At 50.7% G+C, this 14,152-nt stretch carries 12 protein-coding genes; 1 reads left to right on the top strand and 11 read right to left on the bottom strand.

Annotation, left to right across the window (positions count from 1 at the left end; translation table 11 throughout):
• Positions 1–30 precede the first annotated feature (30 nt).
• The 8 genes from L2725_RS08770 to L2725_RS08735 all read right to left on the bottom strand — a co-directional run bounded on the left by L2725_RS08770 (position 31) and on the right by L2725_RS08735 (position 6,746).
• Positions 31–840: a potassium channel family protein gene (locus tag L2725_RS08770; protein WP_248935470.1), complete on the bottom strand. Its 810-nt coding sequence runs from the start codon at positions 838–840 to the stop codon at positions 31–33.
• A 60-nt stretch (positions 841–900) separates the two neighbouring features.
• A complete protein-coding gene (locus tag L2725_RS08765) occupies positions 901–1,230 on the bottom strand; it encodes a hypothetical protein (protein ID WP_115136257.1) in 330 nt (109 codons plus the stop codon).
• A gap of 7 nt (positions 1,231–1,237) precedes the next feature.
• Positions 1,238–1,885 (bottom strand): hypothetical protein, encoded by a 648-nt coding sequence (locus L2725_RS08760; protein ID WP_249248587.1) that lies wholly within the window; start codon positions 1,883–1,885, stop codon positions 1,238–1,240.
• Between the two features lie 71 nt (positions 1,886–1,956).
• Positions 1,957–2,646, bottom strand: coding sequence for a PspA/IM30 family protein (locus L2725_RS08755; RefSeq protein ID WP_115136255.1), 690 nt, complete (start codon positions 2,644–2,646; stop codon positions 1,957–1,959).
• A 12-nt stretch (positions 2,647–2,658) separates the two neighbouring features.
• The gene (locus tag L2725_RS08750) at positions 2,659–3,072 is read right to left on the bottom strand and encodes a YjfI family protein (protein WP_115136254.1); all 414 of its coding nucleotides are present in this window, start codon (positions 3,070–3,072) and stop codon (positions 2,659–2,661) included.
• A gap of 80 nt (positions 3,073–3,152) precedes the next feature.
• On the bottom strand, positions 3,153–4,862 hold the full coding sequence (locus L2725_RS08745; protein WP_249248586.1) for a polyamine aminopropyltransferase: 1,710 nt from the start codon (positions 4,860–4,862) through the stop codon (positions 3,153–3,155).
• Between the two features lie 13 nt (positions 4,863–4,875).
• Complete coding sequence (locus L2725_RS08740) at positions 4,876–5,775, bottom strand: DUF350 domain-containing protein (RefSeq protein WP_248935465.1); 900 nt, start codon at positions 5,773–5,775, stop codon at positions 4,876–4,878.
• A gap of 14 nt (positions 5,776–5,789) precedes the next feature.
• Entirely contained in the window at positions 5,790–6,746 is a 957-nt protein-coding gene (locus L2725_RS08735; protein ID WP_249248585.1) for a hypothetical protein, read from the bottom strand.
• A 218-nt stretch (positions 6,747–6,964) separates the two neighbouring features.
• On the opposite strand from L2725_RS08735, the gene glnE reads away from it, so the two are divergent.
• On the top strand, positions 6,965–9,847 hold the full coding sequence (gene glnE / locus L2725_RS08730; protein WP_428985278.1) for a bifunctional [glutamate--ammonia ligase]-adenylyl-L-tyrosine phosphorylase/[glutamate--ammonia-ligase] adenylyltransferase: 2,883 nt from the start codon (positions 6,965–6,967) through the stop codon (positions 9,845–9,847).
• A gap of 93 nt (positions 9,848–9,940) precedes the next feature.
• Here glnE and L2725_RS08725 read toward each other — a convergent pair whose 3' ends face one another.
• Genes L2725_RS08725 through L2725_RS08715 form a run of 3 tightly spaced genes read right to left on the bottom strand, consistent with a single transcriptional unit; the run spans position 9,941 to position 14,139 of the window.
• Positions 9,941–11,401, bottom strand: coding sequence for an OmpA family protein (locus tag L2725_RS08725; RefSeq protein ID WP_249248584.1), 1,461 nt, complete (start codon positions 11,399–11,401; stop codon positions 9,941–9,943).
• Between the two features lie 26 nt (positions 11,402–11,427).
• Positions 11,428–12,897 carry a hypothetical protein gene (locus tag L2725_RS08720; RefSeq protein ID WP_249248582.1) on the bottom strand — a complete coding sequence of 490 codons (1,470 nt, stop codon included), beginning with the start codon at positions 12,895–12,897 and terminating at the stop codon, positions 11,428–11,430.
• 39 nt (positions 12,898–12,936) lie between these two features.
• Complete coding sequence (locus tag L2725_RS08715) at positions 12,937–14,139, bottom strand: hypothetical protein (RefSeq protein ID WP_249248581.1); 1,203 nt, start codon at positions 14,137–14,139, stop codon at positions 12,937–12,939.
• Between the last annotated feature and the right edge of the window lie 13 nt (positions 14,140–14,152).

The following is a 14,152-nucleotide window of genomic DNA, read 5'->3' as shown; positions in this document are numbered from 1 at the left end:
TATTTCTTTTGGCTCAGAACAATGAAAGGGTTACTTGTCCGGAAACTGTTCCCTGTGTTTCGCCAGTTCAGCTTTGACTTCATCCAACTCTGCCAGAATACGGTTTTGGTTTTCCTCCATGCGTTTCAGCACATTCTCTACTTCGTTGCGCATCTCCTTTTGCTGCTCTTTTGCGTTTTCCTGTTGCTCAGGCGCGACGAAAACTGATGCCATATAACCTGAGATAACACCGAAGAAGCTGACGCCGCAGACAATCACGATAGTACCCACTACATGGCCTGCAGTAGTCACAGGGTAGAAGTCGCCATAGCCAACGGTAGAGATGGTTACCAGCGTCCACCAGACCGCATCCTGCGCGGTCTGAATATTGGCTCCCTCCACGCCGCTTTCCACAATCAAAATCAGCATGGAAGAGAGTGACAGAATAAGCACCAATGCCAGTAGCAAACTGGCGATTGTGGTTTGTTTGCGTTGACGAAGCAGGGGAATAATCAGTGAGCGGGTTACCCTGATCAGACGAACTACCCGCAGGATTTGGAACAGGCGCATCACCCGCAATGGTTCAATGGCTGGGATACTGGCGACAAAGTCGATCCAGTGGTGCTTAAAGTAGAACCATCTGTCTCTGGCCCGCACCATGCCAATAAAAAAATTGCTGAGGAAAATAATGCAGATGCTGGTATCGATAAACAGCAGGAGTTCCCGGGTTTGTGGGTTGAGTCTTCCAAAAGCCAACACCAGTACCAGCACTACGGAAACCAGAGAGAGCACCATCATCGCCAGATCTATCGGCGTTGGCATCTCAAATTGCCTGACTCTCAACTCCTTTTGTTCACTCATTATTTCCCGGTTCCCTGATATTGATTATGGGGTCAGCATAAAAGAGCCGACCCCGACATTTCAATCTTCAGAGGCAAATTGCACCAGTTCATCCAATACCCGACGCTTGATTTCAAGCTGTGAGTCTGTGGTCAGGCCATATTTTTCTGCCAGTGCGGCATAGTCTGCTTCACTCAGTGAAACCGTCAGACGTGGACGCTTAGGGCGGGTCGCTACCGGCAGACCAAGAATGGTTCGGATTTGATCAGAAGGGCTGACGCCGGCATCCAATGCTGCTTTGCGAATTGAGTATTGAAATTTCTCATCCAGATCGAAGGCGACCTGAGTGGCTTTGGCAGCCTTCTGATTGACCTGCCAGGTTTCAGGTAGTTGCTGCGGTGATTTACTCATGGGAAATCTATGCTCCGGGCCAGAAGTCACGAATGTCCGACAGAGGGCGGTACAGAGTCAGCATGACATCTGTTTCACCACTTTCATACACTTCAATTTCCACAGCGCGGGATTCATCAGCACTGTCGAGACGATAGCTTTCAAAAGGTTCACCCCGGCCGGTGGGAGGGGACATCAGGCGATAATCATTTTGATGGTAGTAGCCATATGCGGCAAAAGTGGACTGATGGTACTCATCGGCAAGCCAGTGGGCAAGTTCAGGAAGCTGACTTCGAGCCTCGGGCTTGAGTTTTAATACAGCCTGGCCGGGTTCCTCGAAAATTTCTGCAAATTCATCCAGATCAAATAGCTGCTCCACTTTATCCCGGGTGACTTTAACGCTGAAGCAAAGCCACTCTTCATCGTCAGTTTCAACCGACATAAATACCGGCAGGTTATCGTTCCCTCTAAGCTGCCATTCGGCACTGCGATTATGTTCATATTCGTAACAAGAGACGTGTTCAACTTTGAGTTGCTGTCCCTTAAGTTGGGACGGCAGGGCAAAGCTGTCGTCCAGAGAGATCATATCTCCCGGGTTGAGTTTTTTAGGGTGGTCCAACACCCGCTTTGGTGCCTGAGACTTTTTATCGCCAAACAGTTTGTCCAGAAATCCCATATCTCAACTCCTGTGGTTGATAAACGAAAAAGGCCGGCAGGAGTACTGCCGGCAGGTCGGGACTTAATACTTTACTTTTTACCGGCTTTAATCCGGTCCAGCACTGAGTTGGCTGTGGTTTTCTGTTCACCAATGCCTGCAGCGGCCAGCTTGTCCTGCAGTGATTTATCGCTGCCTTCAGCTTCAAGGTTTTCAGCTGCTTGTAGCCTATCGTCAAACTGCTGCTGACGGGCTTTGATGCGCTCCAGTGAATCCTTGGCATTCAGCAACTTGGAGTTACTGCTGGTGAAGGAGTCTGTAATAGTGGCAGTGGCTTTCTGCACACTTTCAGTCGTTTTCACCATGGTTAGCTGGCGCTTGTAGTCGGCCAGTTGGCGTTCGGTCTTTTTAACAAGATCCTTAAGTCTGGCTGCATGGGCAGTAAAGCTGTCATTGGCAGACTGTTGCTCTGACAGTTCCTGCTCCAAAGTCGCTATCTTTTCAGCTACTTCTATTGCCAGCGCTTCATTGCCCTGATCCAGTGCCTGAGAAGCGTAGCCTTCATGCTCAGCGACTGCGCGTTTGATGCGGTCTACTTCACGGGCGGCATGCATCTCTTTGGCCATCACATCGGTCAAATCACGCTTGGCCTGAGTCAGGTGCTTTTCCGCGTCGCGGATCTCCTGCTCAAAAATTCGGGTGGAGTTGGCATCAACAATACTCTGGCCAACTTCATTGGCGCCACCACGGAATGCAGTCAGTATCTTATTTAAAATACCCATAATCTTGGCTCCTTAGTTGAGGTAGTCGGCCATCTCATCGATGACTTCCAAACAGTTGTCAGACAGCAGGGAGAGTTCATCTTCAATCTCTTCCATACTGGACTTGATAGACAGTGCACCGTACACCACGTACTTATTGTCTATCTTGGCAAAGGCTGACAGGGGCATGGGAATATTGAGTTCCAACATGGTTTCAAACATCTCCATACGCTTTTCCTGCTTCACTTCATCCTCACCCCACAGATAACTGATGCAGAGGATCTGGTTGTCAGTAACGGAAACGAATATCGGCAGCTCTTCGCGTCCTTCGATATTGACCTGCAGTACGTCTACGTCGCCTGATATTGGGAAACAATCGAATTTCAAGCCAGTGCTTGAGTTGTCGCCCAACTTTCCTAGATGGTCTGCAATGCTGTGGATGTTCATGATTGTCCTCTCTGACATATTATGTCTGGGTTAAAGATTAACCGCTGGACATATTATGTCAAGCGGTAATGACAAATTGTTTAAAAAAGATTCATTCCCTGAGCTTCTCCCCAGGCTGCTCTGTGGTACATATAGATATGCTGAGTTCCTAAGGTATTGATTTTTATATCTTCGCTGCCGTCGTAAAAATTAGCGGGGAATTCGAATGAAGCCCGTACCAAACCTGTCGTCAGCCAGTGATCGTCAACCGGTAACTGCTCCAGCTGCGTTAATCTCTGCTGGCCATCCCGGCCTTTCAGGGTGCCCAGGGTCCATCCCCACTCACCAAAGCTTGGCACATTATGGTGATACTGATTGACATTGAATCCGGCGCTGCCCAGCGTTTTTCCTATGCTGATAAACGCCTTTTTGGCGTGGTAGGGGGAGGTAGACTGGATCCCAATGGCGCCGTCTGCACTGAGCAGATTGGCCAGCTTGCGATAGAAGAAGTCCGAGTACAGCTTATTCAGGTCCGGGTGGCTGGGGTCCGGCAGGTCGACTATGATGGCGTCGAACTTATCACCCCGTTTCAGCAGGTCATCCACGCCATTGAAGGCGTCATCGGTAATCAGCTCAAGTCTGGGGTCCTGCAGCGCATTTACATTCAGTTGAGTCAACTGCTGCTTCAGCTTTTCCGGCATTGCCGGGTTGTCACCCCGAAACAAAGTCACCATATCTGCATCCAGATCCATCAGGGTAACTTTTTCAGGCTGCCACTTGAGGACATCTCTCAGGGCCAAGCCGTCACCACCACCAATAATCAGCACCTTGTTTTGACGGGCCGATGCTGCCAATACCGGATGTACCAGAAAGCTGTGGTAGATATGTTCATCATCGCTGGCGAACTGCAGGCGGCCATTGATGTAGAGTGAGTAAACCGGAGCAAGCCCTTCACCTCGCAATCGCTCGGTAAAGGTGAGTTGTTGAAAACGGGTCGCCTGGTGGTAAACCACCTTGTCTTTGTAAAGCAGATTATTGAATCCCTGCTCCCAGGAGGGACCATGGATGGCGAGTATCATCAATACGCCGGATGCCAGAATATGTCCCGCCAGTAACAGTCTTACATGACGTATTTGGTGCCAGAACCTAAAGATAAACACAAAGCCTGCCAACAGATTAAAGCTGGCTGTCAGGGCTGCGGCCAGTTGAATATCCAGCGCCAGCATGGTCAACACCCAGATAGCAGCGCCTATACCAGCACCTATGTAGTCAGCGCCATAAATGGTTCCGGCGTTATGGATAAGATGAGCTTCGCTGAGGGATTGTCTGACCCGGGCGATTAAGGGGATCTCCATCCCGATCATTAACCCAAGTATCACCCCCCAAACATAGGGCAGGTAGCGGCTCAGTGTTTGGAAAGTGTCGATAAGCCCGCCTTCAGGCAGCATATCCGGTGGCAGGTTAAAAGTATCTGCTATGGTCTGAGGCAAAACATGGCCAAAGCCGATAACCGCCGCTGTAATGATGATAGCGAGAGAGCCACACAGGGCGACTGCCAGCTCTAGCACTGCAAAGCCGGTAAAGGCGCATCGAATCTTGCGGGCAGCAAAGGCTCCCAGGCCCATTGAGACAATCATCAGACCTATCATGGTGTAGATGGCAGCCTCAAGGGCACCCAAAATGCGACCTGCATAATGAGACAGCAGGTATTCATATATCAGGCCGCAACCGGCCAACACCGCCATAATGCCGAGCAGTAAGGCATCATCCAGCCAGCGGATCCCTGTTGGCTGACGTAAACTGGTATCCATTCCTGTTGTGACCTCAAGCCATCAGCGCGGCTAACAAGAGAGCAATCGCAATGCTGATGGCCATTTCCACCGCAGCCACACCAATATTGTGTTGCTGTTCGACCTCTTCAGCCATATTAATACGGGCAAGTACCAGACGCTTAACCAGTGCCAGCAGCAGTGACAGCAATACCAGCATGATAATGGAGAACCACAGCCAGCTGAGCACGTTGCCAACATAAGCGGTCGGCAGGTAGATCATAAAGTGGCTTGCAGCATTGAAAGCGATACCCATGGCAATCAGGTAACCGGCATGACGTATGGCTAGTGCTGTATGCCCCTGTTCCAGCGCTTTTTGCATTGGCATATCCTGATTACGGCTGGCGTAGCGGCTTTCGCGCCAACGGGTCAGCAGTACCAGCATCAATTGAGACACCATAAAGGCGCTGAAGATGGCAATAAAGGTATCCAGGGTCAGGTCTTCGGCCCAGATCAGCACTGCGCGAATGATGGTAGCTGTTGCTATGGCAGCACCTGCATCGACAATGGCAACGGCGACATTCCCCTTGATAATCTGCTCATTTTTATTGAGGTTGTGCAGCGCCAGTTTGTCGTGCAAAAAACGCCCAAGTTTAATCAGAATCAAGCCGAAAATGCCGTAGGCACTCATGCCTATGGCTTCCATGGTATAGGAGGATGCAGCTTCTCCTGTGATAGCGCCGGTCAGGACTATTCCCAATGCCAATACCGCTCCGGCAGTACTGATACCAAAGGCAAAGTTATCCCGTTGTGCCAGCTCTTCCCCTGAGTTGACTTTAACTGTCCAGCCCTGCAGATAACGCATGGCAGTGAGCAGGATAACGGCAATGGTCAGGTCGATAGCCAGTATGATTGCCAGCTCGGTTGAAATACCTATTTCCTGTAAAAATGTCATCTTACGTGTCCTTGTTATTTACCGCGGCTGACGCTGCGGGAAGTGCGACCTGAGGAGTTTCTGTGGCTGCTGCTCTTGGCATAGTTGGATCTGAACTTGCGCTGAGAGGCCTTGGGTGCCGATGAAGGAGAGGGAGCTTGAGCGCTTTGACGCGACAAGCCGGAGGCACCACTTCGGGTTTTGGCATAGGGACTGGAGAACGGCTTGCCCTGATTTTTGTACCGCTTTTGTTGATCCCGAAATACAGACTCCTGGCGTTTAATCTGCTTGGGTGAGGAGTAGCGGTAACGACCGATATCGTTGTAGTAACTGTAGCCACGTTTGCGGGACCAGTCGCCGTAGTAAACTCTGCGATCAAACAGGTCGGAAAAAAGCGAGTACATGCCATACCAGGCCCAGAACGACATACCACTGCTATTGGTCTGCCACTGACCATAGGCGGGGTTGCCAACCAGCTGACTACCAGCGCCGAAGTCTTCAGCGCCATTGGCCAGAGTCTGGGCTTCTCGGCTCATGGCATTGACCCGTGCCAGGGTCCCGCCTGACATATCAGCCAGCACATTAAGCGGGTCTGACAGCATGTCGTTAAAGAGCGCGGGGTCAGTTGCCTGATAAAGATTCTCAAGTTCAGCCAGTTGCTCATCCTGATTCAGATAATTGGCCGGATTCAGGCTGTCCTGATAACGCCTTTTCAGGGATTGGTACATGGGGCCTTCGGTCGTAGCGTCTTTGGCTATCTCTTCGGCCAACATGGCATATTGAGGCTGCTCTTGCCCCAGAAGCTGTCCATACTGTTTCAGTAAGGATGCATTGCGAACCTGGCCGTCATTCATTTGCGTGCTCAGGGTTGCCAGTCTTTCTTTGACCAGCGACTGATAAGTATCTATGTCGTCTCCTATGCCACCGCCACAGGCTGTAAGCAGCATAAGTAACAACAGACTCACCAGCGTACGACTCAAGATACCTACCATGGTCTCTCCATTGTCAGACGGTAACCCCATGTTATGCAGAGCATAACCAGACAGAGTTTCCGTTTTGTTTCCACTTTGGTGTATCTTCACCAAATTCAGTTTTGGCGTGTCTCCGCTATGGTTGAGGAGTACAGTTAAGCCATGCTTGGTGAAGTATCCACCACCTATATCATTCTCGACATAATATGTCGATGGCTAATTTGTGTTCAGGGTAAAATATGGCAATTGAGCGACAGGGTGCAACCGAACTTCCGCAGGTGCTGCAAATGGAAGCTGACAGATATTCAGGATTGCTGTCCCAGACCTGTGATGATCCCTGGCAGGGGCTGTCGCAAGCCCAGAGCCAGCAGGTGAAAAGCATACTTGGCCTGAGTGACTATGTTGCCGGGCAGATCTGCCGCCATCCACAATGGCTGACTCATATTACCGCTCCAGAAACGGCCGATGAGTCGAGCCACTATTTGAGTGAGCTGGAGGCCTTGTTGGCACAGATCTCCGATGAGAATGCGGCCAAAAAGTGTGTGCGGGATTTTCGCAATCGCTGGTTGGTGACCCTGGCCTATAGGGATTTTTTGAGCCTGACTGCGCTGGAAACTTCGCTGAAGGACATTTCCGCACTGGCAGAGGCACTGATTATTGCGTCCCGTGACTGGGTGTACCGTCAGTTGACTGCTCAGTACGGCACTCCCTGTGATACCCAAGGCAATCCACAACATCTGCTTATTCTGGGGATGGGTAAGCTGGGGGGCAGAGAGCTTAACTTCTCGTCGGATATCGACCTTATTTTTGTTTTCCCTGAACACGGTGAAACACGACACCAGAAAGGGGCTGGTGGCCGAAGGACGCTGGACAACCAGCAGTTTTTTACCCGAATGGGGCAAAAGCTGGTGAACCTGCTGGATCAGGTCACCATGGATGGCTTTGTGTTCCGGGTGGATATGCGTCTTCGCCCCTATGGTGATAGTGGTCCGCTGGTGGTCAGCAGTCATGCCTTTGAAGATTATTATCAGGAACAGGGGCGCGACTGGGAGCGATATGCCATGGTCAAGGCCCGTGTATTGGGCCCTTCAACGCCGGAAGCGGTTGCATTGCAGGAAATGTTGCGGCCGTTTGTGTACCGCAGGTATATCGACTTCTCGGCTATTGAGGCGCTGCGCAAAATGAAGCAGATGATCAGCCGCGAAGTGCGTCGCCGCCAGCTCAGTGACAATATTAAGTTGGGGCCGGGCGGTATTCGCGAAGTCGAATTTGTGGTGCAAAGTTTTCAGCTTATTCGTGGTGGCCGTGAACCCAGCCTTAGAACCCAAAGTATCTATGGAGCATTGGATACCTTAAAGGCATTGGGACAACTCGATGCCAAGGCTATTGATGAGTTGAAGTCAGGTTACTCACTTCTGCGTCGAGTGGAGAATCTCCTGCAGGCCATTGATGACAAGCAAACCCAGACCTTACCCGGTGATGACAGCTGTGGCGTGAGGGACTGGCAACGCCTGTGTCTGGCCATGGGAGAGGAGAGTCCTGAGTCGCTGCGCAGCCGAATCGACAACGCGATGGCTGATATCCATCGTCACTTTAAGGACACTGTTGGCGGTGATGAAGAGGAGTCGGAAAGGGAGCACTGGACGGCGACACTCTGGCACGAGTATGAAGACGATGAAGCCAGGACTATGCTCAGCAGTCATGGCATCAATGATGAGAAGCTTTGGCCTGTATTGAGTCAGTGGCGGGAGAACACCAGCCGCAAATCCATAGGCCCAAGGGGCAGGGATACCCTGGACCGGCTTATGCCAAAGTTGCTGGAGGATTTATTTGCCCATAAGGCGCCGTGTGAGGCATTTGCGCCTGTGTCCCGGGTATTGGATCAAATCCTGACCCGAACCACTTACCTTGAGCTATTGTGCGAGAACCCAGGTGCAAGACAGCAGCTTATCAGCCTGTGTTGCATCAGTCCCTGGATTGCCACTCAGTTGGCGCGCTTCCCCATGTTGCTCGATGAGCTTATCGATCCTGTTCAGCTGTATGACACTACTTCACTGGATGATTACCCTTCAGAACTCAGGCAGGCCCTGCTGCGGGTTCCTGAAGATGATATGGAGCAGCAGATGGAGGCGTTGCGGCAGTTCAAGTTATCGCAACAGCTTAAAATCGCTGCCGCCGATGTCACTGGTATTTTGCCGATTATGCAGGTCAGTGATCATCTGACCTATTTGGCTCAAGCCATTATTGAGCAGGTGGTGCAGCAGGCCTGGCAACAGGTCGCTGCCCGTCACGGGGTACCCGCGCATCTGACCGAAGGCGAGATGGGGTTTGCGGTAGTGGGTTACGGCAAACTGGGCGGCATAGAGCTGGGATATGGCTCTGACCTTGATCTGGTGTTCCTGCACAATGCACCTGCAGGCGTACAAACCAATGGCGACCGGCAGATCGATGCCAGCCATTTCTATCTGAAGCTGGCACAGCGTATATTGCACCTGTTCTCAACGCGGACGGTATCGGGTGAACTCTACGAAGTTGATATGCGCCTGCGGCCTTCGGGCTCCTCGGGCCTGTTGGTGAGTGAGATTGACAACTTTGGTGAGTATCAGGCCAACGAAGCCTGGACCTGGGAACATCAGGCTTTGGTGCGCTCCCGTCTGGTTTATGGCGGCCAGAAACTGGCAGAGCTGTTCAGAGAGATACGTCATGCCGTATTGTCCCAGGCCAGAAATGCAGACGAGCTGGCAAAAGCAGTTCGGGAGATGCGCAGTAAGATGCGCGAGCATTTACTCAAGGTGAAGGAGGGCGAGTTTGACCTCAAGCAAAGCTCTGGGGGAATAGCCGACATCGAGTTTATTGCTCAATATCTGGTGCTGGCAAACAGCCATGCCAACGGCGGGTTAACAGCATGGTCTGACAATGTGCGGATATTTGAGGATTTGGCAGAGTTGCAAATATTGTCTGCTGAGGAAGCTGAAGGGCTTATCCACGTCTATTGCCTGCTCAGGGATGAAAGCCACAGGCTGACCTTGCAGGGGCTGGCGGGAGAGTTGCCCAAAACTCAGGTTGAGGAGCAGGCTGAGCTGGTGGAAAAGATCTATTCCAAAGTCCTTGGGCAGCCGTAGCCAACTTAATTCCAGAGTCAATAGAAAAGTGGCGCCTTACTGAAATTCAGGGGCGCCACTTTTTTCTGTTTTGGAGCTAACTGGAGCCGAGAGCTACTTCTTATCTGATCTCAATACCAGCTCTACTCTGCGATTTTGCTTCTTACCTTCATCAGTCATGTTGTTGGCGACAGGGGAATACTCACCTACGCCAGCAGCAGTAAGTTGTGGTGCAGGAATACCATGATTTTTGGTTAGCTCAGTAATCACCGCCTGAGCGCGCTTTTCTGACAGCTGCTGGTTGTAGCCCTGCTTGCCCTGGTCATCTGTATGACCAACCACGTAAAAGCTCTGCTTTGGGTGCTGCTTAAGGTAAGTCGCCACAGTCATCACCACTTCAGCGGCCTCCGGCAGCATCACATCTTTATCGAACTCAAACAGTAGCCCGTCCAAGGCCACATGGCCGGTTTGCGTCATTTTGTCGGTCAGGCCTTCAAGATCTATCACCAGACGGTCATCTTTGAGGGTTGATTCTTCAATGATACGCAAATTGGTCCACAAGCCACCGGAGTACCCGAGAATGTAGGTCATGGCATACACATTTCCTTCCGGTCTGTTCAGTTTGTAAAGGCTATAAAACTGACTTTCATCACGGCCATTGTTTATCAGTGGATCGATTGCATAATAGATTTTCATTTTGGGACCGCATTGCTGCTTGCCATTGCATTCAAACAGGGAAACAAACCCTAGTTTTCCCAATGCTGCCCGGTAATTGGCATTGACTTCGTATTCTGAGTAGCTGCGGGGAAGTTGATAAGCGATATCAGTGATTCGCCCCTCAAGTTCGCGGGCTTGAACTTTACCGTCTGTGATTGCTGTGACTACCTTAGTTTGGCCAAAATCAAACTGACTGTACTCATCAATAAAGGCGCCGGGAAGACGTGTCACCATGGGGTGATCTTTACTGCCTTTTACATCTTTATTGGCTAAATCTTCAACTTCGATGGCCTGCACGCCGGTGCTGAGGTAGGACTCGCCAATTTGCACCAGATCCAGAGGTTCTGGTGTCACCTCTATGATATCCAGTTGCAGGTTTACTGCCCTCGCCCATTTGTAGCAGTAGATTGAGGTATATACCTCTTTGTTTTCGAAACTAAATCTCGCTGTCAGTATGTGTGGGTCATCATCGCCTGTTGTGTGCAATGGTTTGATAAAGCGCTTGACCTTTTCCGGGTTACCACATGACTCATTGCTGCACTCGAAAATAACTTCGCCCCCTAACTCCTGAATACGGTTTTTGTAGTTATTAAGCAGGTTGAAAGGTTCATAGTCGGGAGGAAGTTGATAGCTGGTTCTAAATAACCTTCCTCCAACCTCTACACTGCTGAACTCCTTCCTGCTCTTCACCTCATTCAGCAGAGGGTAGAGGGTGAAGTGCCTGCGGGCAGACTTATAGAGTTCAGCATCCTGTGGGGCCGTAAAGGGCCCAGTATTGGGCTTATCCTCTGCTGCAAGGGTGGCGAAAGTACCGGCGACCAGTGAAACAAAAAGAGGTAAGTTGATTAATCTTTTCATGGTTAATCCTGATTTCCTTTTACTTATTACTCGCTGCAGCTGGCGATAATGCCAATACGCTTCTCACCGGCATCCAGTTGCCTCAGGTATTCGTTCAGCTCCCCGGCACTGGGTTTACCCAATAAAAAAGCCACCTCAGGTGCCCTTGCCAGCTGGTCGAGGGAACTGCAGTCGGGAATTTGCTCCATCATAATGCTGTCTGTGTTTGCTGAAGCCAGGGCAATCCAGTCTTGGGAGCGTACTTTGGAAAACTGCATGACCGCCTTAATACCAGACAGGTCGCCAAAGCGTGGGATGTCGGACTGAACCAACGTAAGGTTAGAAAGTTCTGGCAGGTTACCCAGAGGTGTTAATGGCCCTAGTTTGCCGCCGCTAAGAGCGACCATAGTCAGATTTGGCATCTCACTCAGTGCCTCAAGGGAAACAAACTCGCCTGCCGGGAGCCCGCAGTTGATCACTTCCAGTTGATGGGCGTATTCGGCCATCTGCTGTTTGGCTGAAGTGTCTATGCAGGTCTTCAACGAATCCGTCACGCCGGAAAAACCGGCAATGGGTTTGCTCGCAAGCCTTTCTATTCTGATATGCAGAGTGGCGATATAGTCCTGAGTTTCGACGGTGCCAGTGATGCTGGCGCTGTAGTAACCATTTGCCCCCGCTGACGGCGGCAGAACCAGCATCAGGTTATCGTCTATAGAGAGCCCGTTGGAAAAGCGCAATTGGGTAAGTTGGTCGCGGTTTTCAGCGTATACAATACTGAGGTCATTGAAAGAGGGGATCTGGTCGGGATAGAAGCTGACCTGTTCAACGATATGTTCACTGGGCTTTATCCAGTTATCCTCTCCCGGTTGTGGGTACTCGGGGGCTTGTTGTGGCAGAGTATTGGCATCCAGCTCACCGTTGGCCACTGTATTACCCAGCAATGCTTCCAATTCCTGCATTCCCTCGACCAGAGCTGGCAGGCCATCCTGAACCACACACAACTGGGCAGCCTCAAACATATTGGGCACACTGGCCACCAAAACCTGATACTTGTTCAGCTCCATGAAAGCGGCGTAGGCCTCCATTTCGTCTTGCGTAGCGGCGAGGGGAGCTATGTTATTGGCGGCAAGAGCCAACTCCTCGACCTGTTCCAACATTCTTCGGGTCTGGGGTTGTCGGGCACAGCTGGAGTTTGGGGCGACATTCCTTAAAAATTTGCGGTACTCGGCGACATACTTTTTCCCAAGTGACACATTACTTCTGGCCAGAGATTCCAGCGTGCCTGCATTTCCTGATTTCAGGGCGACTCTGGCGCTCTCACTGGCAGCCATAAGGTCGCCCATCTCCTGAATCAGCTCTGAATATTTTTGCCCATTTTCTCTGCCTTCTTCGAGAATATCGGCCGTCGCCTGTTGAAAAGCCTCCACTGCCGCATCTGTGTCAGTGGCGTGGGAAGGAGCACTATTGATAACCAATGTAGCAAATAACAAAACTGAGCAGGCGAAAGGTACTTTCATCGTTGTGATTACTCCATTGTCTGTTTGTGTGGTGGCGTTTCAGTCAAATGGAAACTGACCATTTTGGTAAAGCTCATACACACCGGACCCAATAATCCATACCAGTAGCACCAGAAAAATCAGTGCGCCAACTTTAAACCCATGTCGCCAGGGATCCGGGACTTGTTTGAGATGGATTTGGTAGCCCTGTCTGAACAGCGACACCATCAAAGGGGCACAATTTACTGTGCTATTACTCAGGGTAATTTGTTGTCCGCCATTCAGCGTGATGTTGAAAGTACTGATAGAGGCCGTGCGGGTTGAGATTTTTGCGGTGTCATAAAAACGCCGGTACCAATGCCATATTAACTCTATATTGTTGATCTCTGATTTATGCAGCACTTGGCTGCTACCTCGCCATGTATGTGACGGGAAGTAGTGATCTGGCAAACTGATGGCTTCGGGGGTGACTTCGATATACTGAGAAGCGCCGGTGGGGTTATAAAAGGCATGATTGGACACCTTGCGAACCAACAGACTGGTGATCGTGCCAAGCCCAACTAGGATTACTGCGGCAACTAGGTTACTGCCTGATACCAGAACCACAGCTCCAATGACCAAGCTGAGCACCAGAGGCGTCCAGACTTTGACTCTGTTTACTGCAGGGATGGGTTGCCACCAGGTAGAGGTTGGAAAGCTGGTTTTGAATTCAGGAGCAGAAAAGCGGCCGCTCAAGCGGTCGAGCAGTTCCTCTCTCAACAACTCATCGTCATCATGCTCTCGCTTGGACTCTATCTCTACATTTATACCCATCAAGGTTAATCGACGTTTGAGTTCATCGGCTTGCCAATTTGTCGCCAGCCAAATGGTATCGCCGTTGGGGGAAGTAAAGCTGACACTGGTGAGGTGTTTCCAGGGCTTTATGTTCAGCAGCCCCAGTTCGCTGAGAGAGAAAGTTTTACGTGATAGGTTAATTCGATCTAGGTGAGGGAGCTCATAAAGCTTCAGCCCACTCGATACCGTCAGCAACTGGTTTTTGGAGTCTATCTGCCACTGTCGATTGAAAGATGACAGCAGCACAAACGTAACGGTTGCTGTTAGCAGGCTGAGGACGCCGCCATAACTTGTCCAGATGAGTACAAACTGAAGTACCAAATAGCAAAATACCAACAGGCGTAATGGTAATAACACCGACAGGTAGGAAGCTCTAAGAGTTAGTAAATTGGTTGGTTTGCCCATAATTGACCCTTTACCGCGGAACATCTCCTTTGCTCCC

It is taken from the genome of Shewanella corallii (assembly GCF_023349125.1).
Classification (GTDB): Bacteria; Pseudomonadota; Gammaproteobacteria; order Enterobacterales; family Shewanellaceae; genus Shewanella; species Shewanella corallii.
Note: the sequence above shows the minus strand (reverse complement) of the source record. Positions and strands in the feature narration are given on the sequence as shown.